This is a genomic window from Paenibacillus sp. FSL M7-1414, assembly GCF_038003195.1.
GTDB lineage: Bacteria > Bacillota > Bacilli > Paenibacillales > Paenibacillaceae > Paenibacillus > Paenibacillus amylolyticus.
On record NZ_JBBOOS010000001.1, the window covers coordinates 6,718,649 to 6,743,883 of the forward strand.

A 25,235-nucleotide genomic window follows, 5' to 3' on the forward strand; every position below is an offset into this window, starting at 1 on the left:
TACATGTATGATTAAAGGATAACCGCTTCACTCTTCATAGGTTGCTGTCCTTATTGCCGGCACATTGCCGTTGAATTGCGAAGGTTCAGCTTGGGCTGAATAACCACCGGAACATCGACCTGTTCATCACGGATCAACGAGACAATCAACTCTGCTGCCTGCACGGCCAGTTCATCCAGAGGCGGGCCAATCGTCGTCAAGGCCACTTCGGCATACTGCATATCCGGCAGATCATCATACCCAATTAACGAGATATCGCGTGGAACGCTGTAACCTGCCTCAAGCAAAGCCCGGAGCGCACCTCGGGTGACTAGGTTGTTCAGTCCAATAAAAGCTGTTGGCGAATCCGCCCCAAACGCATGATTACGTATGGCAAAATACCCGTCTTCCCAGGAGGAATACGCTGGCAGCACATGGTCTTCGTTAAAAGCCAGACCCGTACGCTGCAACGCTTCCCGGTAACCCTCCAACTTGACGTGCTGGGAGTTGCCGATGAATCCGATTCGGCTGTGCCCCAGCGATTTCAGATGCTCCACTGCTTTGAACAGCCCTTCTTTGCGATCAATCTTGATGTAAGGAGAGTTCGGCGCTTCATCTGTACCCAGCACAAAACATGGCATGTTGAGTGTTGCGAACTTTTTCCAGAACATCTCCCGATTGTCCAGTGCATAGTCCCACAGAATACATCCGTCCACGCGCAGCTGGCTGAAGACATCCACGCCATCATCCGCCACAACCAGGATCATCTGATATCCCCGCTTCTTCAGCTCGGTGTGCAGACGGCCGGAGATGTTCGAGAATAACGGATTGCTCAGCTCATCCAGCACAAAACCGATGATGTTGCTCCTGCCGGTGGAGAGCTGCCGAGCCAACATATTTTTCCGATATTGATGTTTCTCCGCGACCGCAAGCACCTTCTGCTTTGTTGCCGGTTTGATTCGGGGATCATCATTCAGCGCCTTCGATACCGTGCTATAGCTCACCCCCGCCAATTTGGCAATGTCTTTAATGGTTATCAAAATCAATCAACACCTCTCATACGCCTAAAACCCTAATTTCCTATTTCTGTGCAGATTTATAACGATCATATTGTGCCTGTCTGCCCGCAATAACCTGCTCTATATTCATCTTCTTCAACGTCTCAATATAACTGTCAAACTGGTCCAGACTGGCGTCACCGCTAATAAACTTAAAGTTCATCTCTTCCACATATGTCGTGATGTCAGGCATCGCCATGCTTTCCACACTCGCTTCATCCGGCAGAGCATAGACAAACGGGAACGGTTCGCGCACATACGGCTCCAGTTCCTTATCCATCTTCGCATGCCAAGGGGCTACGACGGAATCAGCAGAATCGGTGGATTGGATGTTCGGCAGATTCACCGGACCAATGCCAAGCTTCTGGATGTATTCATTGTCCTTGCCTTTGTCCGTAAATGTCTTCACGCCATTCTCTTCCGTATACGTGTCATCCTTGATGCCCCACGTATAATACGTCTGTGCTTCCTCACTTACGGCATAGTCCAGGAAACGGAAAGCAAGTTCCGGATTTTTACTATCACGTGTAATGCCAAAGATGCCACTCACTGGTGTACGTCCTACATAGAACTGATCCCCATGCGGTCCTTTCAGTGGTAAAATGCCTTTGATGATCGGCTCTTCCGGATTGTAATCCTTGAATAACGGACTGTAGACCATCGACATATACCAGCTAAAATTAAACGTTGCTCCCGTCACATCCTGAGAGATGCGCGACGTGACCTGATCACTCGTCGTACTCGCATAATCCACCCCAAGCAGACCTTCCTTGTACAGTCCGTTTAGATAGGTCAAGTACTCCTTATAGGTAGACTCATAATAGCTGAAATGTACTTTGCCCTGATCGTCTGCATAGAACTGGTTGGACAGATCAAGTCCAAATGCCGGGCCAAAGGCCATTGACACAAATTTTGCTTCCATGGACAGCGGAATCTCATCGGCTTTTCCGTTGCCGTTCGGGTCATCTGTCTTGAATTTGCGCAGCATCGCCGTGAATTCATCCAGCGTGGTCGGCTCGCTTAATCCCAGTTTATCAAGCCAGCGCACATTGACCATAAATACCGGCATGTAGTTGCGGGTTAACGTCTGCTGTGGGATATAATACATTTTACCATCTGGCGTTGTTAAACTGGCTTTAACCGAAGGTGACTTTTCATATATTTTTTTGAGATTCACGCCGTATTTCTCTACCAGTTCATTAATCGGAATGAATAGACCGCTGTTAATGTACTTCATCAGCTGATCCTGATCCGGCAGGTACACGATATCGGGCAAGCCGGTACCAGCAGCCAGCCTCGGATTGACGGCATCCGCATAGTTCTGCGGCGGAATCAGATCCCAATCCACCGTCACACCAGCGTTGCTCTCAATTTTCTTCACGATGGCTGCGGTGGACAAGTCCACATTGGTCGTCCAAGCGTTGGTGCCGAGAATAGACAGTTTGGCATCCGGTTGATCCGTCACCGGCCCTGCTCCGGTATAATTGAAGGCTGGCTCCGAACTGGACGGGGTGCTCCCCGCATCGGTTCCCGCCCCTGTTCCGCCGCTACATCCCGCCAGGCTGATTGCCAGTATCGCTGCGATTACACTTTTTCTTCCTGCCCCTATAAATCTCATCCATCATTCCTCCTTGGTATGAACCATTTTGAACTCCCTTGAATGACATGACACTTAAGTAAGTAAAGCTATCCTTTCACGGCTCCGAGGGTGATCCCCTTAACGAAGTACCGTTGGATAAACGGGTAGATCGTAACAATAGGCAGAATGCTGACCACAATGGATACATAACGAACCTGAAGGGAGGAGACCGCCAGCGCACCGGATGTCATCGTACCGCCCATCTTCTGCATCACTTCCGGCGAAGCCATGATCAGCACTCTTCGCAGGAACATCTGTAAGGGCTGCATATCCTGTTTGCCCAGATATAATAGGGCCGTGAAAAAGTTGTTCCAGTGGAATACCGCGTAGTACAGCGTGAGCACAGCCAGTGTTGGCTTAATGATCGGAACCGCCAGACGATAAAGCATCGTCATCTCGTTGGCCCCGTCTATACTGGCACTTTCGAAAATTTCATTCGGAATGCCTTCGAAAGCTGAGCGGCAGATCATGACGTTAAACGTAATCACCAGCACAGGCAGCACCATAACCCAGCGGGTGTTGTACAGCCCAAGCGAGGTAATCAGCATGTAGACCGGAATGAGTCCACCCGAGAAATACATGGTGAAGGCGATGAAGAAATTCAGCTTGCGACGTAAGAAAAACTGCTGTCTGGATAATGGAAACGCCGCAAGACATGTTGCCACAATGTTCAGCAGTGTGCCTACCACGGTGTACCAGAGGGTGTTGTAGAACGAAACCCATAACTCCTTGTATTGCAGTACCATTTGGTAACCTGACAGGGTAAATCCAACGGGCCACAATACAACTTTTTGTTTGTCGATGGCATCCACCGAGCTGAATGAAATACTAATGACGTACAGAAAGGGATACAACGTGACAACAACCGCCAGTATGGTCAGCAGGTAGACACATCCGTAGAACAAACGGTCACTTCTCGATTTTTGCATACAGGTCTCCTTTGGTCCGGGGTATAGTCTTACCAGAGTGACATCTTGGTCAGGCGGCGGGTCATGGAATTGGCAGCAAAGACAAACACAAATGTGATAATAGAGTTAAACAAGCCGACCGCTGTGGCGAAGCCGTAATTCTGGCCCTCAATCCCCATCCGGTATACATAGGTGGACAAGACATCTGCCGTTTCGTAGGTGGCTCCGTTGTAGAGCAGATATACTTTCTCGAAACCTACACTCATAATGCCGCCAAGCGACAGAAGCAGAAGAATGACAATGGTTGGTTTGATACTGGGAAGGGTCAGGTGCCATAGCTCCTGGAATTTGTTGACGCCGTCGATTTTGCCGGAATCATACATCTCGGGGTCGATCCCCATAATGGCTGCAATGTAGATGATGGAGCTGAAGCCAAAGCTCTGCCAGATGTCGGAACTTGTGAAGATGGTACGGAACCAGCTCGCATCCATCATGAAGTTCACTTTTTCCATGCCAAGACTCGCGATGAGGGTGTTCACAATACCGTCTGTTGGTGACAGGAAGTTAATAATCATGCCGGCTACAACAACAGTGGAGATGAAGTGAGGAAGGTAAGTAACCGTCTGGGCAAATCGCTTGAATGTCCGGTTCTTGATCTCTACGATGCAGACAGCGAATAAAATCGGAATGGAGAAACCAAACAGGAGTGGCAGGAAGGCGAGCAGAAATGTGTTACGCAGCAGTCGCCAGAAGTAAATGGAATTCACAAACTGTTCGAACCAGCGCAGTCCCACCCACTCCCCGCTGAGCATGCCCTGCCCCGGCAAAAAATTACGAAATGCCAACAGCACGCCAGGCATCGGAAGGTACATGAAGATGAGGTAATACAGAAAGATAGGCGAAAACATCAGTAGCAAATACTTATCCCGTCTGATCAGGCTGAACAGCGTGGACATGCGTTTTTTCAACGTGAAACACTCCCCTTCGCTACATAATTACAACGTTTGAATTTTTGAATAAAAAGGAACTGTCATTCCACTGACACATTTGTTATTCATCTCATTCACATTTTGTAACAACCTATATCACTCTGCGTAATAACGAGATAACTAATTTGAAATAGTCCTCCTTACACCGTATTTCTTTCTTTTAAATACTTGCCATAACCATAATTACAACGTTGTAATTTTAATCTAAATGTATACGCTTACATAAACTTTTTCCCATCTTAGCAAAGTCTTCAATGTTTGGCAACAACAAAAATCAGTGACATGCTGTAACGTACTAAAATACAGTCTCGCATACGCGAGACTGCCCGTTAAAATCTAAATGTGATTCCGATATTCCATCGGTGTCATAACATACACTCGCTGAAAGGCTCTGTAAAACTGACTGACGCTGGAAAATCCCAGTTCATAACTGATTGTGGTCACTGAATCCGTTGTATGGCGAAGCCTCCTGGACGCTTCTTCTACGCGCAAATTCAGCAAATATTGATACGGTGTTGTTCCCGTAAGAGCCTTGAAAGAACGCATAAAATGATACCGGCTCTGATGCGCAACCATCGCCATCGAATCAATATCCATTGGACCTGTGTAGGCACTGTGAATGTAATCCAGCACTCGTTGGAGATGAGGGTCAATGAATGTACCGGGATTTACAGTCCTTTTTCCATTTTCCTGCCCCGTCAACATACGTCTTAGATACGTCTCAACCGCCAGTTCTGTTTCCTGCACTTGCAGCATTTCGGGCACATCATCTAACAAAATGGAATTCCAGCCTCGAAACAGACTGCTGATCTCAGCAGGATCAAAAGTCTGGGTAGGTCGAAACTCAGCTCGCCCCCCACTTAATTCCGCACCTTCTAAACTACCTAATGGCGGTTTACGGAACTTGATCACAATGACAGCCGAATCCGACCCTATCTCAAAATAATGCTCAGTCTGGGGATGAGCAATAATCCCTATCCCTGCTTTTAGCGGGTATGCATGCCGTTCCTGTACCAGATGACATTGGCCTCTGACCGGCAACGTTAGCTGATACCAGTCGTTATGTACATGCGGCTCATTCGCAAACCCTCCGGTAGCTTTCCATAATTCCAACCCATTTAGTGTCATGTTTAATTCCATCGTTTGCTCACCTGCTGACATTATAGCAAATCGTGCTCACTTTCCAAGCACTTTTCACAAAGACATGATCTACCCCCATCTTTTATCATAGAAAAAAATAATTCGAGGTGATCTCCCATGGCTCAGGCCACTTTAAGCAAAATGCAAATCAACTCCTCCGCCAATTGGGCACTCGCCGGAGTCAGCTTCGCCCATTTGCTGAATGATGCGATGCAGACAGTTGTTCCGTCTGCTTTCCCGTTATTCCAGCAGACCATGCAACTCAGTTTCGCCCAGATGGGCTGGATTGCCTTCACCCTGAATATTACCGCATCCGTCCTTCAGCCACTGGTCGGTTATATGTCAGACCGCAAGCCAATGCCGATCCTGCTTCCCGGAGGCATGTTATTCTCCCTGATCGGTGTTCTCGGCTTAGCCTTGTCTTCCGAGTTATGGATGCTGCTTGTTGCGGCAGCATTGATTGGTATAGGCTCATCCATCCTGCACCCCGAATCCTCACGCGTGGCTCATATGGCAGCCGGCCGTGGACGTGGAATGGCGCAGTCGATCTTCCAGGTGGGAGGCAACACAGGACAGGCCATTGCTCCATTACTGGTCGCCTTCATCCTGCTGCCACATGGGCAGCGTAGTTTTCTATGGCTGATGGGCTTTGCCCTGATCGGCATCTTCATTCAGTCTTTTGTCAGTCGTTGGTACAGAGACAAGCTTGCCGAGACTCGCATTCGTCAGCAACAGCCTCTAAAATCAAGCGGCGCAGAGCCAGTAACTCGGCCTGTGAGCAGAGGATTCATCGCTTTTACCATGGGTATCCTCATCCTGCTGCTGTTCTCCAAATTCGTATATATTGCAGGCATGACCGGGTACTACGCCTTCTATTACGCCGATGCATATGACTTGCCTCTCTCCCAGGCACAAATCTGTCTGTTTATTTTGCAATTTGCAGGTATGGTCGGAACCTTGCTCGGCGGCCCACTCGCTGACCGCTACGGACGCAAACCGATGATCTGGTTCTCCATTGCAGGCACTGCACCGTTTTCCCTGTTGCTACCTTATGCGGGACCCGTCTTGTCCATGGTATTATGCGGAATGATTGGACTCATCCTGATGTCCGGCTTCAGCGTCATCATTGTTTATGCGCAGGAATTGCTTCCTCGTCATATTGGAACGGTATCCGGATTGTTTTTTGGCCTATCGTTTGGCATGGCTGGACTTGGCTCGGTTGTGTTAGGTTCCTTAATTGACGTGACCAGCATTGCGTTTGTTATCAAGTTATGTTCGTTTTTGCCACTGCTTGGTGTGTGTGCTGTATTTCTGCGCAAGGACCAACCAAGAACAGCGTGATAACCGTTGAAACCTCACTGATTTTGTGACTACAATACATCTAGGACACTCGAGGATAACAGAAGGGAGGAATAACGCATGATTATTGATGTACAGCATGTCACTTGGAAAAGGGGACCACTTACCCTGCTGAACGATGTGAGCTGGCAGGTTAAGGATGGTGAACACTGGGCGTTGCTTGGCCTGAATGGCTCCGGCAAAACAACACTCCTGAACATGATCACCGGTTATCTCTGGCCGACCGAAGGCAAGATATCCGTGTTAGGCCATGAATATGGGGATGTGGATCTAAGGCAGCTCCGCAAATCCATCGGCTGGGTCAGTTCGTCTCTGCAAGAGAAATTGTACGGCACGGATCGCACACAGTATGTCGTGATCAGTGGCAAACACGCCACCATTGGCTTGTATGACAAGCTATCGGAGGATGTCTGGAACAAGCACAGGAATTGATGCAAACGCTGGGCTGTCAGCATCTATGGGATCGCGAATATCGTACCTGTTCTCAAGGGGAGAAACAGAAACTTCTTATTGCCCGAGCACTGATGGCCAATCCGCGCGTACTCATTCTGGACGAACCTTGCAATGGACTGGATCTGTTCTCAAGAGAGCGATTGCTGGAGAGCATCCGTGAATTATCACAGCGTCCAGATACCCCATCACTCATCTATGTCACCCATCATACCGAGGAAATATTGCCTGTCTTTAGTCACAGCCTCCTGCTTCGCCGGGGTGAAATAGTCCATAGCGGATTAACTAACAATCTGATGAACACCGAAGTGCTGAGTAACTTCTTCGAGGCACCTGTGGAAGTTGATCGGCACGGGGATCGTGTCTATGTCAGAGCTGCGGCGGATTCATAATTGCGGGGTTATACACAGCAAACGTAACATAGGTGTAGAAACATAACAGTAAAAGCCCAACATCTTATCCACATGTGGATAGATTTTGGGCTTTTCACTGCTATATCTAGTGTTATCCACCGTTTTCTGTGTAGAACTTTCTAATTTATGAGTATAACTTAGTTATGTCCTTCTATTTATCTATACGCTTTATCACTATCTACTTCCGGGCACTTAAAAACAGAAACAATGGAATACGCTGCCTGCGCAGATAGGTTTCCTCGTTTACAAAATAAGCACGTTGTGGTGCTGACTCACGTAAATGCTCTACATGGAACCCTGCCCGCTGCAATGCCATAAAGTAAGATTCAATGGAACGATGCATCTTTTTCACAGAACCGCCCAGCCACTGCTGCTCACGATATCCTTCTACAAAATACTGATCAACCACCCAATCCGTTCGCGTCCCGGAAGGTTGCAGTGTAGACGTGATCACAGGATGTTCTACCGAGAATATGAATGTGCCATTTTCATTTAACGTGTTATATATCTTGTGGAATAGGCTCTCCACATCCTCAATGTAGTGAACAGCCAGTCGGGATATAACCAGATCGTATGTACCTGCCGGATAGGTCCAGTCTTCCATGAATGCCTGTTCAATCTGTGCATTCGTGCCTTTAACCGATTCGTTAGCTGCCCGCACCATATTCAGTGAACCTTCAACTCCCGTGTAAGTTGTACCCTCTTGACCAGAACGGAGCAATTCTACGCCAAACCTCGCATCCCCGCAGCCAAGATCCAGTATGCTCTTGCCCGCAACGTCTCCGATCAGCTCTAGCATAACGGGTTTCTCTAACGTATCATTGGCATTCTCCTGCCACTGGCGGCGTTCCATATACTTCTCAAAGTTCGCCTCATTATCGTAAAACTCAGGTCCCCTGTAGCCCATTCCACACGCCTCCGTTTCCTTTATGCAACGTTCAATATGTACAGCCTGAAAAAGTATACATAATGCCAACCAATCTTTCCATAGTAAAAAAGACTGCCTTCTGAACGAATCCAGAAAACAGCCCTTCATTTATAAGTTGATGTTTCTCAGCCAAAACGCTGCGTTTTGTACCATTTGGTTTCTCTCCGGAATAGCTTATCTCCAATAAGCGAGATAAATGCTTTGACGGATATGACCAGAAATAACTGGGCATATGTGAAATAGGAGAGGCAGGCCACAATAAAATTCTGCGTATTGCTTTGCCCAATATCTGCTGAGAGTGCGAGATTAATTTGTAGTACATAAATGTAGTACATTAATGCCCATGCTATTACGAGATACACGTAAACATCCCCTGAGAACTGGAAGGGAGAAATGACATTCGGATTAAATAATGCAATAACCTGATACACTAGATTCGAGACAAAAATAATATCCGATACAATAATAGCGATCATAAACCAGAAATAACTTGCAGCATAGTACAGAACATGCAGTTTAATTCTCCAGCTAGTACGGTCAAATAAATGCTTCACATTGTCGATAACAACCTGGTAATTTCCCTTGGACCAGCGCTGGCGCTGTTTCATATATACCGATAATTGCTCAGGTTCCTGCTGGTAAGCCTCTGCTTGTGGCGCTAATGCAATAAGTTGACCCCGAGTAAGAATATCAAACGACACGGCCGTATCTTCCGTGATCGCATCAGGGTCCCATCCACCAATCTCACGGATCAGTGCTGCCTTGATAATATAGTTCGTACCAGGAATCGTGCCCAGTTTGAATAACTCCCATAGCCCCGTATGGTGAACACGTTGGACCGTTACAAGTTCCAGATTAATGCAACGGGAGAGAAAATTCTGACCCCGATTACGAGCTTTGTTTCGACCAAATACAGCACCATACTTCTCCGGGTTTTCCAATGCTTTTTGTGTCAAAAACATCAATGCATTCCGCTCAGGCGCCGCATCTGCGTCATAGATACATATCCATTCTCCCCACGCCAGTTCAAGGCCATCATTCAAAGCTCCCGACTTCCCACCTGTACCGGTACGCTCCAGAATGGTAAAGTCACGATCTGCATAACTCGTCTTGGCCTTGAGTTCCTTCAGGCGCTCTGCTGTATTATCTGTACAATTATCTGCAATAACAATAACTTGAACTTTATGCTCAGGGTAGTTCAGACGCAATATATGCTCAACGGTAGACACGATAACTACCCCTTCATTATGCGCAGGCACCATGACAGTCACAGTGGGGTAATCATCCATACTTTCAGGAATTTGAATTCCCTTTTTTTCTTGTTTGTTAATGAAACGAATAGCTCCAGCCATAATGACAATCGACTCGGTGACGGATATCCAAATACTGAGGATGGACATCAACAGCAGGAAATCAGCCATTCAATTTCCTCCGATCATATTTCCTGTTAATTTTCCCTCGAAAACGAAGAGTCGCAAAGGTTAATATAAGAATCGTAATGGCAAAGAAACTGCTAACTACAATACATAATGGAACAAACCATGTTAAATAATTCACAGAAATACTCCTCCCCCATAGCATCTAGATGTATTCACCAATGAGATCTGTCTCTGTGTTCCGTTCCAGTGCCGCAATAACAGCATCGATATCCTCATACTTACTGAATTGTTCCTTCTGGAATACCAGTGCACCCGATCGAATAACCGTCTGCAACTCATTTCCCTTTTTATCGATGATTTGCAGATCCATCATGGCTTTTTTGATCCGTTGTGTCAGGATGGGCAAGTACTCCACATTGGTCATTGGACAGATAATCACAAAGCGTCCTCGATCCACAAAAAATTTATAATCCTCAAACCGAATCTGCTTCTGTATGGTAGTGGATAGTTCAAGAAGGAACTGTGCATAACGTACGGAACCGAGTGATTCCAGTACCAACGGCAAAAACTCGATCTTGAACATCGCCATGCTGAATCCATATTGCTCCGAATAACGTCTAGCTAGATTACTTTGCTTAACAAGCGTATCCGCAAGTGCATCCTTATTGCCCAGGGAGGTATCCAGATCAATCTCCGGATTACGCTCCTGAAGCTCCTGCAGACGCTCCATGACACGCGCATTGCGCACAAGACTTGCCTTGATAAAAGCAGCCACAGCCACATTGGCTGGAATGAGCAGCCACCAAGAGAACGTAAGTACACTTACATCCGCGTAGGTAACAAGCCATACAAAATAAGAGACCAGATAGATAAATCCGGCGACGACAGATACCCCGACAGGTATCACAAAACCCAGGATCAGCGCTCCAAGCGACACAATGCTAAACACCACATCCAGTGTAGTATAACTCTGATTCATATAAATCTTAAGATAGACAACGAGCTGCTGGATTACGGCTAATCCAATCAAACTCGCATATCCCCATGCAATACGAAGGATGGGTGCTTTATTCCTCATAGGTTTCTTCTCTCCAGTAGATTGGTTAGTGATATTTCGAGTAAACAATATATGACATGAATAGACAAACATCATGTTAACACATTGTTGAATATATTAAATGACATTTTCATTACTTTTTAAGTAACTTTTGTAATTCAGTCTCCCCAAGCAAAGGAAACAGGTTATCAAACATATGTGTGTTTCCACTAAATACATATCCGCCTGGATAACTGGCGTCCAGACTACGCATGCTGATCATATGCTTATACAGCTGTTTCGCCCATTTTGGATCACCTGACTGAACCGCAAGCAGCATCGCGAGTCCATATACGGATGGAGATTGGTAAGATACCGCAGGTGTGCGAGTACTACGCTTATATTGTCCCGGCAGCTGATGACGGGTATTGAATTCTTTTTTCAAAAAAGCAATGAGCTTGTCCGGTTTGCGGCTGGTCGCAGTTAGATGGTTCGCTACGATCAGCTGATCAATCAGATTCACTGTGTCATCATATGTATACTCTTTCGTCCCCACATTGAATGTTTTTGGATAAAATATCCCGTCATCCGGCATACTCTTCAACATGGATTCGTACTTGGCATATGTGCCCGGCTCCAGCATTTCATGCTTCTCCATTAATTGGAGAGACGGTAGATCCACATAAACCAGGCTTAACATATCCGCGGAGTAACCATTGCCAAAATCGTGAAAATCAACATAATATCCTTTATTCTGAACCGACTGCGTCAGTGTACGGGAAATATCCGAGGCCGTTGCCAGTTTGGCTTCTCTTCCCTGTTGCCATTGATCTGCTGCCTTTAATAAGGCACCGACAATTCGGAAATCATCACCGAGCGCGTTGGTGGTCACGTGAGATTTTCCCTCAGCATCCAGCTTCCAGGCAATATATTTTTGCGGCATGAGGAAATAGGTCGTCAGCAGCTCATAGCTTTGCTCAAATAACGCCTGATCGTTCTTGGCTACAGCATATTGCATCCAAAGACCAAGTGATTCAGATAAAACCTCTCTGCCTGCTACGATATCCGCTTTTTCGGATGTGGCATCCTGCAAATAGGATGCAAGTAAACCATTGGGATTGGTCATATGATCTTGGACAAAGGATACTGTAGGGGATAATTCATTCATCACGAACCGCTCCTTCATGAAAATAATGAACGCTGCTGCAATACTGAACACCAATATGACCAACCACGTTACTGTTTTCCGGTTCATTCTCTTCATGATTCCCTCCTGTACTTTTGCTATTGTGAGATAATGACTCTGCTCCTTGAGATCGGTTCGGCTAGGGTCTGGGATGTAGGGGTCAAGGACAGAGGTATTGTTCATTCTGAGATATCCATGTAGGACCGCCGTCCGCCCTTTTTGACAAATTTCCAGTCTACCTCGATGTTGTGGCGCATTCGGCGGAGAAGCTTAACCGTGGTCTCTATCTCTTCATCCGTAAAGCCGTCCAGCGTCACCTGGTCGGAATGCTCGCCCTCTTTACGAATGAATTCCCATGCTTTCAGACCAGCTTCTGTCGGATATAACAACTTGTTCTTCTTATTGTCTATTGCCGACTGTTTGACAATAAATCCATCGGATTCGAGTTTGCTAATCGCTCTGGCCGCTGTCGTTCGATCTACTTTGATTAGTTCAGCCAGCTGGTTGGGAATAATGCCCGGATTCTCACATATGCGATAAAGATACAGATATTGGCCTCGGGACAAGTTCAGATGTTGAAATTCGACATTGCTGATCGAATCCAGACAGCGGGCAATCATGCCAATTTCACGCAACACTTCTTTTTTATCAGTCAATGCGCTCACGCCCTTTTATAAAATTGTTGCATTCACAACATAAATAGTGATATAACTACAGTTAAATTGAATTAAATTTTAACCATGATACTCACATCGAACGGCTGCAATGATTATGCTATATACCAGTTTATCATGCCCGGATATGATTACTATCGTCCAAAGGAGAAACATTCATGAATACAACGATTGTTGAAGTTACTAATCAGGAATTGCTCGATGCCTGCTTCGCCATTCGTACTGCTATTTTCGTCGAAGAACAAGGCGTACCCGCAGCGGACGAATTCGATGCTTATGATACATTAGACGCGGAGGCGCGCCACATTCTGCTCTACGTAGACGGTGTACCTGCTGCCTCCTCCAGACTGCGCATTGTGGAACAAGTTGCCAAATTGGAACGGATCTGTGTCATGCTTGATTACCGCAAACACGGCCTGGGCCGTGTGCTGATCGACAAACTGGAGCAGATGGCTGTTGCTGATGGTCTTGAGAAAGCCAAGCTGCACGCACAGGTACAAGCTTCCGGGTTCTACGAACGTCTCGGATATGCACCCGCGTCGGAAGTATTTATGGAAGATGGCATTCCCCATCTGCTGATGACCAAAAAACTGAAATAATGACATTCCAAAAAAACGCCTCCGTTATCACTTCTCAGTGATATACAGAGGCGTTTTGCATTCAGGCAACGCATTCGCGAACTCAACAACGGTAGGTGGAACGTACAAAGTACAGGCACTAATTATACAACCAAGTATCCTAACTTACTTGCCAGCTCCGCGTTGTATCTTATCCCAGTGCCAGACGGCCTGGTTCGGATTCGACAGCGTTGTTCTTCATTTGTTTACTGCGCAACTGTCCGCAAGCAGCATCGATATCCGTACCATGTTCCATACGTACAGTGGAGTTAATGTTGTTCTTTTTGAGCGTATCATAGAAGCCGAGAATCGACTCTTCTGTACTCCGTTGATACTGACTGTGCTCATCCACCGGGTTGTATGGGATCAGGTTCACACTGACCATACTTCTGCGACTGGATAACAGTTCAGCGAGCTCCGCGGCATGCTCACGTTGATCATTAACATCACGTAACAGGATGTACTCAAACATGATGCGTTTGTTGGTTTTAGCCAGATAATAATCCACCGCATCCATCAATTGCTCAATCGGGAAAGCCCGGTTGATCTTCATGATGTGTGTACGCAGTTCATTATTAGGTGCATGCAGAGAGATCGCCAGGTTAACCTGCAGACTGCTATCTGCAAATTCCTTGATTTTGTCCGGAAGGCCGCTCGTGGATACAGTTATCCGTTTGGCGGCAAGTGCCAATCCTTTGCGATCCTTGATAACTTCGATGAAATCACTCATGTGCTGGAAGTTGTCGAATGGTTCGCCAATCCCCATCACAACTACGTTGGTTACCCGTTCGTTTTGACCCGCTGCATCCAGATGTCGCTGCACATGCATAATCTGTTCCACAATCTCTCCAGCGGTCAGGTCTCGGCTCTTCTTGATCAGACCGCTCGCACAGAAACTACAGCCAATATTACAGCCCACTTGTGTGGTCACACAGACGGTAAGTCCGTATTTCTGCCGCATCAATACCGTCTCAATCAGGTTGCCGTCCTGCATCCGAAGCAGAAACTTCACGGTACCATCTGCCGATTCCTGCTTCACATGTTCGCTCAGCGAGTTCATGGTGAAATGCTCGGAGAGAACGTCCAGACATTCCTGACGGACATCGGTCATTGCAGGGAAATCGTGAACACGCTCTTGATATAACCATTCCCAGATCCGGGATGCACGGGATTTTTTCTGCCCATGCTCCGGTAGCCAGGAACGTAATTGCTCTAATGTTAATCCATATATGGATGATTTGTTCATTGTATAATCCTCTTTTCGCAAAAAAGCATATGGCTTATCGGTCCTACCCAAAAAACCTCTACTCCGTATTGTCCCAAAATTGACGAGGGAAAACAAGGGCTTTTGCATTTCTTCCAAGAGGTTTTATCCATGGTAAATCTGCACAACATACCATATTTCACCCTATCGGGTCTTCACCATTAGAAGTGAATGATGCCGGATGTATGCAATAGAACCAGCAGAACCAGGATCGGAGCTACGTAACGCAGCATGAACAGCCACACCCGGAACCATCCGGAACGCAGGCCGGAAGCTTCCGCAGCCGTTTTCCAGAAGTATCCGGCAAAAATCGTCACAAGCAGTCCACCTACAGGCAGTAGGATGTTGGATGCTACAAAGTCCATCCAGTCGAACACACTCTTCGATCCAATCGTCCATTCAGGCTGCAAGCCGAGCGACAATACCGAAGGAAGTCCCACGATAAAGACCGCTAGCGAGATAACCCATACCGCACGACTGCGGCTCCAGGACAAACGTTCCATGAAATATTTCACCGGAACTTCCAGCAAGGATACTGCTGACGTCAATGCCGCAATAGCCAGCAGGATGAAGAACAGTCCGCCAAACAAGAAGCCAAGTGGCATCGCCGAGAAGGCCGCCGGAAGTGCCACAAAGATCAGTGACGGTCCTTGGTCCGGTGCAATACCAAACGAGAATGTTGTTGGGAAGATGATCAGACCCGCAATGAATGCATAGATCAGGTCACCTGCACCAACGGCGACGGTTGCCGCACCGAGCGATTGATTTTTATCGACATACGAACCGTAGGTTACAAGAATACCCATCCCGAGTGACAGGGAGAAGAAGGCATGTCCAAGCGCTACCAGTGCTGATTCCGTTGTAAGCTGCGAGAAGTCCGGATTCAGGAAGAAGGATACCCCAGCACCTGCACCCGGCAATGTAACTGCACGAATCATCAGGATAATGAGCAGTACCAACATTGCTGGAATCAGTACCTTGTTAAACTTCTCGATTCCGTTAGATACCCCTTTGGCAACAATCCAGCCTGTGATTAGGACCGCGACCAGTTGCCACACGATCGGCATATAACCGCCTATGAAGGAGTCGAACTGTCCGGCATAATCCGGATTGTTAAACAATGTTCCACTGAATGACGTAATTGCATATTGCAGGGTCCAGCCTGCAATAATGACATAAAAAGAGAGGATGATAAAAGGAGTCAGTACTTGCAGCAAACCGGCTGCGAGCCAACCTTTATGTCCACCTGCTTTGATAAAAGCCGTAGCTGCACTACCTCTGCCACTGCGACCAATCGCAAGTTCAGCGAGAAGAACTGGCAAACCAATCAACAGCAAACAGACGATGAAGAGCAAGAAAAACGCAGCTCCTCCGTTCTCACCCGTAATGTACGGGAATTTCCACATGTTGCCCAGACCAACCGAACTACCAATGGCCGCCAGGATAAATCCAGCTTGGGAGAAACGTTCTCCTTTGCCAGCGTTGTCTTGATCTAGATTAGGCTTACTAAAATTCATCGTATCTACTCCATCACTTTAAAGTTTTCCCGTAATTATATACTACTGACCTTGTCAGGTCATTCGAAATTCGAAATTTGTCGAAATGTTATTTTTTTACATATAAAACATACGGAAATCTTCATCTCATAAGTTCCTTAAACACAGTATGTGATAAAGTCCGTTAGTCCAACCGTATAAAGTTTCAACAAATCCGTATTCCCAACCGTTCAAAGCCCAACAGAATCAAAAAGAGGTCCCCTCAGCCATTTGGATGACTGCGAAGCACCTCTCTTTTTGAATTACACTTTAATTTGAAGTAACTCGTACTTGATAACGCCCATCGGAGCATTGACATGAATGACGCTGCCCACTTCTTTGCCCATTATCTCCTTGCCCAGCGGGCTCTCGTACGAAATTTTATTATTCGCAACATCGGCCTCGGCAGGGCCAACCACTTTATATTCAATCTTCTCGGCGAACTCAATGTCATTAAGCAACACCGTCGATCCAATGCTCACTTTGTTGGAGTCTATATTGTCTGAAGAAATGACTCTTGCTTTTGTCAGCATCTTCTCCAAGATCAAAATTCGGGTCTCCATAAAGGCCTGATCATCTTTGGCTGAATGATACTCACTATTTTCCTTCAGGTCACCGTAACTGATCGCGAGTTTCAGACGAGCTGCCAATTCCTTACGCTTCACCGTCTTCAAATCCTTCAGTTCGTCCTCCAGCTTTTCCAAGCCTTCCTGTGTCAAAATCACTTCATCATTAGCCATTTTTCCATCTCCTAATCCTGCTATCTATCTATATTCTAACCTATATCCACTCCAAAGGGTTAGCATACCCCGGAAAAAGAAATAGCTCATCCATATATTGTATTCCAATGAAATCAGAACCATGTCCATCTCTTGAGATGAATTTCAAGGCTTTGTTCAATAATTGTACCGTTACAATCTTCTCAACTGATGATGTTGTTTTCATCCGTTCACTTTTACAATGAACTCAGGGCAGCAGAAGTTTATAAAAATTTGGGCTGCAGCCCACTATATGACGTGAGGTGATCTGAATGACTGAACTATTGAATACAGCTGAAATACAGGCCTATCTGAAACGGATCGGCATAGATGATATAAAGGAACCTACACTGGAATTCTTATTTGAACTCCAGCGAGCACATGTGCAATATTTATCCTGGCAAACGGTCGATATTTTTGCAGGTCGTCCTGCGGGAATCAGTCTTCAAGATTCAATTCAACTTATATTACAAGGACGCAGCGGCTACTGCTTTCATCTAAATGGTGCATTTAGTGTTCTTCTCCGCTCGCTGGGTTATACGGTTGATTGGCATCGCGGGGGAGTACAGCCTCATGGGGAACAACCCCGTGTGAACTCATTCCATCTCGGTCTATCTGTGCTTCTGCCAGATGCTGACCCGACAGTTGAGCGCTGGATTGTAGATGTAGGTCTGGGCGGAATGCCCTTTGAACCTCTGCCACTCCGTTATGGAACCTATGGTTCAGCTCCGTTTACGTACCAATTGATGCCATCATCTGTTGTGGCTGGGGGATGGCGGCTTGAGTACGAGCCGAATGGGCCAAGTGAAGGTGTGGACTATGCTCCTGAAGCAATTACCAGCCTGGAGGCGTTCATTCCCAAACATGAATTCTACAGTCGGGCGGCCGAATCACCTTGGCATAACGTATTTTTGCTTCGTCAGCGGAATGAGATCCGCAGTAATGAACTACGTGGATGTATGCTTCGAACACATGATATGGAAGGAATCCGGAAAAAGGAGATCCGGAATTATACCGAGTGGCGTAACGTATTAACTGAAATATTCCATGAACCCTTGGTGAATTACAGCGAACTGGAATGCCAAGATATGTGGGATCGAATACAGGCTGCGCATACAGAATGGAAACGAGTACAGGAAGCATGAAGAGGAAGATGCAGAACCTGAGGCCTTAACATAAAAAGCGAGACAACCGGCTTGCTTGTTAGGGGCATCCGTATAGTGATGATTTGGGAGTAAGAGTTGAGGGGACGTTCCATATAAAGGAAAGTTACTGAACTGCGCCGAATATGTCCTCAGGTGATTAATGATGATAACTATTCGTGTACTCCAAGTTCCAGAAGTATTGCCCGAGGCGAACTGGAACCAATTGCTATCGCAAGTTTCTGCGGAGCGACGTGCTCAGGCTTCGCGTTTTGTGCGTCAGGCTGACGCGTATCGCGCCGTGCTGGGAGAGATATTGACTCGTGTGACTTTGAGCATGTTAACTGGACTGAGACCTGCTGAGCTTTCATTTACCCGTAATTCCTACGGCAAACCTTCGCTCAGTCACCATTCGGATGTACAATTCAACGTCTCCCATTCTGGTGATTGGATTGCTCTGATCTCTGGCAGTACAGATGAACTTGGCGTGGATGTGGAAAAAATAGCTCCAATTGACATGCAGATTGCAGAGCGTTTCTTCTCCCCTAAGGAAAGCCAGTTCTTGGCCGCCGAGCCTGATGATCGTCGGCTGGAAACCTTCTACCGTCTATGGACGCTGAAGGAAAGTTATATCAAGGCAGTGGGTATGGGGTTGTCCATGCCACTGGATTCCTTCGCCATCCTTCCCAATGAGCGGGAAGATTGGCATTGCAAACAGGCCGGGACATATCTCTTTCTCAGTCAGCGACTGGATGATGGACATATGCTTGCAGCCTGTTCGGCTGGGGGAGAGCTGCCGAGCAAGCCGGAAATCATAACCTTAGAGGATCTGTATCCGGATTTAGTATAGAGTGGTGCTGGGCCTCAACGAGTTGGAATCAGTTGAGTTTTGTAAGAGGCCGCCATTAAGATAATCCTGCTAATGTTAATCAAAAAAGCTAACGACGTGAGTATCACGCGTTAGCTTTTTGGGCTTTATATTCACACTCCGTTTACGTCTCTGACGTATGGATAGGACTAGTCCCGACTCCGCAATTTGCCAAGCAGGCGGATGATCTCAATGTACAACCATACCAGCGTCACCATCAATCCAAATGCACCGTACCACTCCATATACTTGGGCGCACCACGTTCAGCACCACCCTCGATGAAGTCGAAATCAAGGACCAGATTGAGGGCAGCCACAATGACGATAACGACCGAAATACCGATGCCGATCAAGCTGTTATCATGCAGATAAGGAATTGAAATGCCGAAGAAACCCAGTACAAAGCTCAACAGATACATGATCATGATGCCGCCAGTTGCAGCAACAACGCCCAACTTGAAGTTCTCCGTAGCTTTGATCAATCTGGTTTTGTATGCCACCAGCAGAGCGATGAATACAGCCATGGTCAACAGAGCCGCCTGCAAGGTAATTCCGTTATACAGGGACTCATAGGTTGCAGAGAGTGCTCCCAAGAACAGTCCTTCTGCCACGGCATAGACAGGTACGAGATAAGGTGCCGCTACAGGTTTGAACGAAATCACAAGTGCCAGAATGAAACCAACGATTAATCCGCCATAAGCAAGCGGCATCACTTGTTGTCCGTTAAAGAACATCATCCAGGTTGCAAACGCACTGCCCAGCAGGATCACAAGCGTAATAAACGCTTTATTCACCGTGCCGTTGATCGTCATGTAATTCTGATACCGATCTTCTCCATATCCTCTGTTTTCAAACGTGCTGTCTTTAAGTGTAGGGTTACCGCTACGACCGATCAACACAATCACCTCTTCATATGTATTTGGTATATCTATGATACTAAGCTTGGGTTTACTACGTTTCAAATTCTACAAGCTACTCCCTCAAAAAGATCGGGATGGCACCAGAAGGAATCGGATGCAATCCTTCGATTACATCCTTACCCACTGGCGCAACACTTAGGACATATGTCCCAGACATTGCATGTTCATGTGCTTTTTAAGCGTCTTATTTGTACAAGACTTTATCTACATTGTATTTCGCACGCATCGTGTTGATGATATACGTCTCGTAAATTTCACGATCTACTGGATCTTCAACCAGGCATACTTCAATCTTCGTTACTTCTTCGCGGTGATTCTTGATTGGTGATACGGTATCTTCAAAATGCTTTTTGATGCGGGGTCTTAATTTTCGTGCTTTCCCGACAAATAACAATTCTCCAGCGGCATTGTAAAACATGAAAATCCCGCCTAGTTCCCGGGTAATCAGGTGAAAATCAGTAAATCCATAAATGTGGCTAAGCTGTGGATCAGCCTGCTTTGTGATGGTTACATCCGGTGTTGGCACGGTAATATTAATCAATAGGCTCACTTCCTCATTATCTATAGGTTTTCATCCTATCACATATTATAAAGGGACACCATTTCAATCTATATGAAGTACAATTCACGCAATTTTCGCTATTACGACAAATATTTCAAAAAAAAGGTTAACTTCCCTGATTCAAAGTGGTACTATAGGGGTATGAGGAAGAAATTGGGCACTGAGACATACGTCTTTATATCTACCTCCGTCTATTGTACCCTATGATTGAATATCTTTTTCATGCTGAATTCTGTTACGTGATCACGACAAGAGTACAGTTAGCAAGAACCCTAGCTTATAGATTGTGGATTCATCATCTAATCGACCCTTGCAGCAAGCAAACCTAGAAAGACCTAGATTCATGATTCACTGTAGTTTTATGTATCACCTAGAAAGCCTGCAATTATAGTCGTACTGAAGTTAATAGACACACGTAGAAGGTCAGATAGCTATCGATCCTAGAGAGACTAGTCATGCAATACAACTGTAGAAATTATAGCAGCAGTACTATAGAAAATGGATCAAGTTTCACCACCAGGCCCCGGCATACTGCCAGGGCTTTTTTGCGTTTGTGCGAACAACCAACCACACGCTCAGGGAAACAGAGGTATCGTGGTTCTTTCTGCGGGGTTTATAATATGGCAAGATACCAGTAGAGGGAGTGATGGGATGTATTCCGATCTGCAACTGACGGAGGACCGCCCTGTATATATACAAGTCAAAGATTATATGAAGCGATTGATGCTCAAAGGCGGCCTGCAAGCCAAACAAAAGCTGCCCTCGACCCGTGAACTCAGTACACTCATGAAGGTTAGTCGCAGCACGGTCCTGCTCGCTTATGCCGAGCTTGAAGATGAAGGTCTGATCTATGCAGTCAAAGGCAAGGGCAATTACGTCAGTGCCTCCATCAAAACACCTGAGGCAGCGGCGAGCTGGGAACTGGACTGGACGACAGAGGTAAGCGAGTATGCAATTCAGGCAGAGCAGTACGATCTGATGAAGCATGGCTCCGGAGCAGAGCGCGGTGAGATATCGTTTACCAGCATAGCACCGGATGAAAAGCTGTTTGATCTGCACAACGTGAAACGGGCTTTTCTGGATCGCATGTCACTTGAGGGCGAAGTACTGCTGAATTACGGATATGCGCAAGGATACAGACCGCTGATGAACTATTTACTACGTTATATGGAGAACAAAGGTGTTGACCTCCGTGGCAAGGACATTCTGATCACCAACGGATTCACGGAAGGTTTCGACCTGGTGCTTGGAGCGTTGCGCAAAAAAAGCGGAAAAGCGCTATGCGAGAATCCAACGCACCACACGGCGATTAAAAATCTAAAATTGCACCAGTTTCAACTGACCGGTGTGAACATGGAGCCGGATGGCCTGGACTTGAAGCAACTGGAACATGAACTTGAGGCAAGTCCATATGATCTGGCATATCTCGTGCCATCTTATCACAATCCAACCGGGATTGTGACGTCCCCTGCGAAACGGGTAGAGATCATCCGGTTGATGAACAAGTATCAGGTACCGATCATTGAAGACGGTTTTAACGAAGAATTGCGATATTCCGGTTCGCATGTCTCTCCCCTGATCGCCAGCATGGGCAAAGGCAATGGACTGGTGTATCTGGGCAGCTTCTCCAAAGTCCTGTTTCCAGGCCTACGAGTTGGTTGGATTATTGCGGATGCGGCGCTGATTGATTATCTGGAGAGTATGAAACGGGCACGCAGCATCCATACCTCCACGCTGGACCAATCATTATTGTATCAATATCTGAGCAACGGTAATTTCGAGAAATATTTGAAGCGTGCTCGCACGGAGTATAAGCGAAAATATGAATTGGTTGTGCGTTGCCTGAAGCAGCATCTGCCAATGTGCCGGATTTCCGGTGCGGGTGGTCTGCATCTGTTCGTGCAGTTCCCGTCCGAATACAGAACCCGTGAACTGCTGGAAGCCTGTAAAGTGAAAGGTGTAACGTTCACACCTGGGGATACCTTTTATCTGGAACCCGGTCAGGGTGTAAACACGATGCGTCTGGGTTTCTCCAGAGTCAGCGATGAGAATATACGTAAAGGCATTCGCATCATTGGCGAGACAGCAGCTCAAATGAGATAAGGAGGATTTCACATGAAAGTTGGCGTGATTATGGGCGGTACATCTTCAGAGCGGGATATTTCCCTGCTCACCGGACAGGAGATGATTGCAAACCTGAATAAAGACAAATACGAGGTTGTACCCATCGAGCTGAATACCAAGCGCGATCTAATCGACAAGTCAGCGGGGATCGATGTGGCACTGCTTGCCCTGCATGGAAAATACGGCGAAGACGGTACGGTCCAAGGCACATTAGAATCTCTGGGTATTCCCTACACAGGCTGTGGTGTGCTGGCAAGTAGTGTATGTATGGATAAAGACATGTCCAAACAGCTCATGCAGCATGCAGGTGTACTTACTGGAGAATGGCTGCGAGTGAGCCATATGGAGGAACTGTCCTCTATTGCTGTTCAACAATTAACGTACCCCGTGGTGGTCAAACCCAATTCAGGCGGTTCCAGCATCGGTACCCAAGTGGTGAAGGAAGCTTCCGCCCTGCCAACTGCTGTAGAGGCTGCCCTCGCCTGGGATGATACGGTCATGATTGAACAGTATATCGAAGGTGAGGAGATTACCTGTGCCATTCTGGATGGTAAGATGCTGCCGGTGATCTCCATTCGTTCGAGCGCCGAGTTTTTCGATTATGCCTCCAAATATGATGACCACGGGGCCGATGAGAAGGTTGTGCAATTACCTATGGACCTTCACCATCGCGTCGAAGCTGCGGCCTTGGCCTGTTATCAGGTGCTCAAATGTAGCGTCTACGCTCGCGTGGATATGATGATTCGGGAGGGCATGCCGTATGTGCTTGAAGTGAACACGCTGCCGGGTCTTACCCGTAACAGTCTGCTGCCCAAAAGTGCAGCTGCTGCAGGCATTTCTTTTGCAGAGCTGCTGGATACCATTATTGAACTTTCGTTGAAGGAAAGACCCAAGGAGGATACAACATTATGAGCCTGGATGTAACGATTAGACATAGCTCCACTACCGATCTGCAAGATATGGTCATTCTGATGGACCAACTTGGTTATCCCACCACGTACGCCGAGATGGAAGAGCGCTATACCCATATCTCTGCGGACGCAAACTTTACTACACTGGTTGCTGAAGCACGAGGCCGCGTAGTTGGACTGATCGGATTACAGACTTCTTATATGTATGAAAAAAACGGAAGACACTGCCGCATCTTGGCATTGGTTGTACACGACCAGTTCAGGGGCTCAGGCATCGGCCGTCAGCTCATTCTTGAAGCCGAACAATGGGCAGCCACGCATAACGTGGATTCCTTGTCTCTGAACAGTGGCAATCGCCCAGAACGTGAAGCTGCACATGAATTCTATCGCCAGATGGGCTTTACAGCCGGGAGTACCGGCTTTAGCAAAAAGCCGCAGATTCTACAGCACACTTAACCTGCCGGATACGGGATACGCCCCTTGAATATCAAACCAAAAAAAGAACGCCCCAATCCGCACATTGGCGAAAAAGGGCGTTCTTCAGTATATATCTATGTCGCATTGATGTGCTGTTGATGATTATGGGATCAATATTTGGCTGACTGCGCACCATCAATCGGAATAATGGCTCCATTGATAAACGGTGCTTCACCGGACAGCAGGAAGGCAACGAGACGCCCTACTTCCTTCGGTTCACCCAAGCGCTTCGCCGGGTTGTCCTTCACGAACTCTTTGGATGCTGACTCCCAGTCATTCGGATTGATCTGTTTGAACGAGCCGATAACCATATCTGTCAGAATGGCTCCGGGTGCAATTGCATTAACGCTGATCCCATGCTCGGCGTATTCAATCGCTGCATCTTTGGTCATGCCGGCTACGGCATGTTTGCTCGCTCCGTAGGCAACCAGGTTTGGCACGGCGCGAATCCCTCCAACAGAGGACGCGTTCACGATGTAGCCTTCTCCCTGTTTTTTCATCACAGGTAGAACGTGCTTCAACCCAAAAAATACACCCTTCAGATTGATATCGATAACTTTATTGAACATCTCCGTCTCGTAGTTCTCGATCAGGTTTTGCTTGCCTTCAATGCCTGCATTGTTGAAAAATGCATCGATACGCCCAAATTCATTGACCGTATCACTAACATACTTCTTCACAGCTTCTTCGTCCGATACGTCACCTTCAATTAACAGAAACTCGGCATGCTGTACCTCTTCCGAGATCACACGCTTGGTCTCTTCCAGCGCCTTCATGTTCACATCCACTAGGGCAAGCTTCGCCCCTTCACGTGCAACTTCCACAGCAGCTGATCGTCCAAGACCGGAGCCACCGCCTGTAATCAGTACCACTTTACCCGCAAATCGTTCAGTCATAATCCATAGACCTCCCTTTGCTG

Annotated in this window: 23 protein-coding genes and 1 pseudogene; 8 read left to right on the forward strand and 16 right to left on the reverse strand. The window is 46.9% G+C overall.

What is annotated here, in order from left to right; translation table 11 throughout:
• Window positions 1-50: 50 nt before the first annotated feature.
• The 5 genes from MHH92_RS29310 to MHH92_RS29330 form a co-directional block, all read right to left on the reverse strand.
• Window positions 51-1,019 carry a LacI family DNA-binding transcriptional regulator gene (locus tag MHH92_RS29310; protein ID WP_340907475.1) on the reverse strand — a complete coding sequence of 323 codons (969 nt, stop codon included), beginning with the start codon at window positions 1,017-1,019 and terminating at the stop codon, window positions 51-53.
• A 40-nt stretch (window positions 1,020-1,059) separates the two neighbouring features.
• Window positions 1,060-2,655 carry an extracellular solute-binding protein gene (locus tag MHH92_RS29315; RefSeq protein ID WP_340907476.1) on the reverse strand — a complete coding sequence of 532 codons (1,596 nt, stop codon included), beginning with the start codon at window positions 2,653-2,655 and terminating at the stop codon, window positions 1,060-1,062.
• 68 nt (window positions 2,656-2,723) lie between these two features.
• Window positions 2,724-3,605, reverse strand: coding sequence for a carbohydrate ABC transporter permease (locus MHH92_RS29320; protein WP_036612222.1), 882 nt, complete (start codon window positions 3,603-3,605; stop codon window positions 2,724-2,726).
• 29 nt (window positions 3,606-3,634) lie between these two features.
• Window positions 3,635-4,540 carry an ABC transporter permease gene (locus MHH92_RS29325; protein ID WP_340907807.1) on the reverse strand — a complete coding sequence of 302 codons (906 nt, stop codon included), beginning with the start codon at window positions 4,538-4,540 and terminating at the stop codon, window positions 3,635-3,637.
• Window positions 4,541-4,909: 369 nt separating this feature from the next.
• Complete coding sequence (locus MHH92_RS29330) at window positions 4,910-5,713, reverse strand: AraC family transcriptional regulator (RefSeq protein ID WP_340907477.1); 804 nt, start codon at window positions 5,711-5,713, stop codon at window positions 4,910-4,912.
• A 117-nt stretch (window positions 5,714-5,830) separates the two neighbouring features.
• Here MHH92_RS29330 and MHH92_RS29335 point away from each other — a divergent pair, with 117 nt between their 5' ends.
• Complete coding sequence (locus MHH92_RS29335) at window positions 5,831-7,054, forward strand: MFS transporter (RefSeq protein ID WP_253504248.1); 1,224 nt, start codon at window positions 5,831-5,833, stop codon at window positions 7,052-7,054.
• Between the two features lie 78 nt (window positions 7,055-7,132).
• Window positions 7,133-7,914, forward strand: a pseudogene (locus MHH92_RS29340) (ABC transporter ATP-binding protein).
• A 199-nt stretch (window positions 7,915-8,113) separates the two neighbouring features.
• Here the strand turns inward: MHH92_RS29340 and MHH92_RS29345 are convergent.
• The 5 genes from MHH92_RS29345 to MHH92_RS29365 all read right to left on the reverse strand — a co-directional run bounded on the left by MHH92_RS29345 (window position 8,114) and on the right by MHH92_RS29365 (window position 13,084).
• The gene (locus MHH92_RS29345; protein ID WP_253504252.1) at window positions 8,114-8,842 is read right to left on the reverse strand and encodes a class I SAM-dependent DNA methyltransferase; all 729 of its coding nucleotides are present in this window, start codon (window positions 8,840-8,842) and stop codon (window positions 8,114-8,116) included.
• A 146-nt stretch (window positions 8,843-8,988) separates the two neighbouring features.
• Window positions 8,989-10,284 (reverse strand): glycosyltransferase family 2 protein, encoded by a 1,296-nt coding sequence (locus MHH92_RS29350; RefSeq protein ID WP_036612238.1) that lies wholly within the window; start codon window positions 10,282-10,284, stop codon window positions 8,989-8,991.
• A 160-nt stretch (window positions 10,285-10,444) separates the two neighbouring features.
• Window positions 10,445-11,320: a diguanylate cyclase domain-containing protein gene (locus MHH92_RS29355; protein WP_036612242.1), complete on the reverse strand. Its 876-nt coding sequence runs from the start codon at window positions 11,318-11,320 to the stop codon at window positions 10,445-10,447.
• 112 nt (window positions 11,321-11,432) lie between these two features.
• On the reverse strand, window positions 11,433-12,542 hold the full coding sequence (locus MHH92_RS29360; protein ID WP_340907479.1) for a glycosyl hydrolase family 8: 1,110 nt from the start codon (window positions 12,540-12,542) through the stop codon (window positions 11,433-11,435).
• Between the two features lie 101 nt (window positions 12,543-12,643).
• Window positions 12,644-13,084 carry a MarR family winged helix-turn-helix transcriptional regulator gene (locus MHH92_RS29365; protein WP_253509335.1) on the reverse strand — a complete coding sequence of 147 codons (441 nt, stop codon included), beginning with the start codon at window positions 13,082-13,084 and terminating at the stop codon, window positions 12,644-12,646.
• Between the two features lie 212 nt (window positions 13,085-13,296).
• On the opposite strand from MHH92_RS29365, the gene MHH92_RS29370 reads away from it, so the two are divergent.
• The gene (locus MHH92_RS29370; protein WP_340907480.1) at window positions 13,297-13,737 is read left to right on the forward strand and encodes a GNAT family N-acetyltransferase; all 441 of its coding nucleotides are present in this window, start codon (window positions 13,297-13,299) and stop codon (window positions 13,735-13,737) included.
• Between the two features lie 169 nt (window positions 13,738-13,906).
• Here MHH92_RS29370 and rlmN read toward each other — a convergent pair whose 3' ends face one another.
• The 3 genes from rlmN to greA form a co-directional block, all read right to left on the reverse strand.
• Window positions 13,907-15,001: a 23S rRNA (adenine(2503)-C(2))-methyltransferase RlmN gene (rlmN, locus tag MHH92_RS29375; RefSeq protein WP_339190626.1), complete on the reverse strand. Its 1,095-nt coding sequence runs from the start codon at window positions 14,999-15,001 to the stop codon at window positions 13,907-13,909.
• Between the two features lie 179 nt (window positions 15,002-15,180).
• On the reverse strand, window positions 15,181-16,536 hold the full coding sequence (locus MHH92_RS29380; protein ID WP_340907481.1) for a sodium-dependent transporter: 1,356 nt from the start codon (window positions 16,534-16,536) through the stop codon (window positions 15,181-15,183).
• A gap of 281 nt (window positions 16,537-16,817) precedes the next feature.
• On the reverse strand, window positions 16,818-17,294 hold the full coding sequence (gene greA, locus MHH92_RS29385; protein WP_047840913.1) for a transcription elongation factor GreA: 477 nt from the start codon (window positions 17,292-17,294) through the stop codon (window positions 16,818-16,820).
• A gap of 290 nt (window positions 17,295-17,584) precedes the next feature.
• Between greA and MHH92_RS29390 the strand changes: the two genes are divergently transcribed.
• Together MHH92_RS29390 and MHH92_RS29395 are read left to right on the forward strand one after the other, a co-directional pair.
• Complete coding sequence (locus MHH92_RS29390) at window positions 17,585-18,457, forward strand: arylamine N-acetyltransferase family protein (protein ID WP_340907484.1); 873 nt, start codon at window positions 17,585-17,587, stop codon at window positions 18,455-18,457.
• 160 nt (window positions 18,458-18,617) lie between these two features.
• Window positions 18,618-19,304 carry a 4'-phosphopantetheinyl transferase family protein gene (locus MHH92_RS29395; protein ID WP_340907485.1) on the forward strand — a complete coding sequence of 229 codons (687 nt, stop codon included), beginning with the start codon at window positions 18,618-18,620 and terminating at the stop codon, window positions 19,302-19,304.
• 167 nt (window positions 19,305-19,471) lie between these two features.
• Here the strand turns inward: MHH92_RS29395 and MHH92_RS29400 are convergent, their stop codons facing one another.
• Both MHH92_RS29400 and MHH92_RS29405 read right to left on the reverse strand, forming a co-directional pair.
• Entirely contained in the window at window positions 19,472-20,218 is a 747-nt protein-coding gene (locus MHH92_RS29400; RefSeq protein ID WP_036612268.1) for a Bax inhibitor-1/YccA family protein, read from the reverse strand.
• Window positions 20,219-20,426: 208 nt separating this feature from the next.
• Entirely contained in the window at window positions 20,427-20,783 is a 357-nt protein-coding gene (locus tag MHH92_RS29405; protein ID WP_036612270.1) for a nucleotide excision repair endonuclease, read from the reverse strand.
• Between the two features lie 672 nt (window positions 20,784-21,455).
• Here MHH92_RS29405 and pdxR point away from each other — a divergent pair.
• The 3 genes from pdxR to MHH92_RS29420 are packed head-to-tail and all read left to right on the forward strand — an operon-like array spanning window position 21,456 to window position 24,295.
• A complete protein-coding gene (gene pdxR, locus MHH92_RS29410; RefSeq protein ID WP_340907486.1) occupies window positions 21,456-22,907 on the forward strand; it encodes a MocR-like pyridoxine biosynthesis transcription factor PdxR in 1,452 nt (483 codons plus the stop codon).
• Between the two features lie 12 nt (window positions 22,908-22,919).
• Window positions 22,920-23,840: a D-alanine--D-alanine ligase gene (locus MHH92_RS29415; RefSeq protein WP_340907487.1), complete on the forward strand. Its 921-nt coding sequence runs from the start codon at window positions 22,920-22,922 to the stop codon at window positions 23,838-23,840.
• Entirely contained in the window at window positions 23,837-24,295 is a 459-nt protein-coding gene (locus MHH92_RS29420) for a GNAT family N-acetyltransferase (RefSeq protein WP_235193849.1), read from the forward strand. Before MHH92_RS29415 ends, MHH92_RS29420 begins: the two co-directional genes overlap by 4 nt.
• Before the next feature lie 131 nt (window positions 24,296-24,426).
• Here the strand turns inward: MHH92_RS29420 and MHH92_RS29425 are convergent, their stop codons facing one another.
• Complete coding sequence (locus tag MHH92_RS29425; protein WP_076251972.1) at window positions 24,427-25,212, reverse strand: glucose 1-dehydrogenase; 786 nt, start codon at window positions 25,210-25,212, stop codon at window positions 24,427-24,429.
• Window positions 25,213-25,235 lie beyond the last annotated feature (23 nt).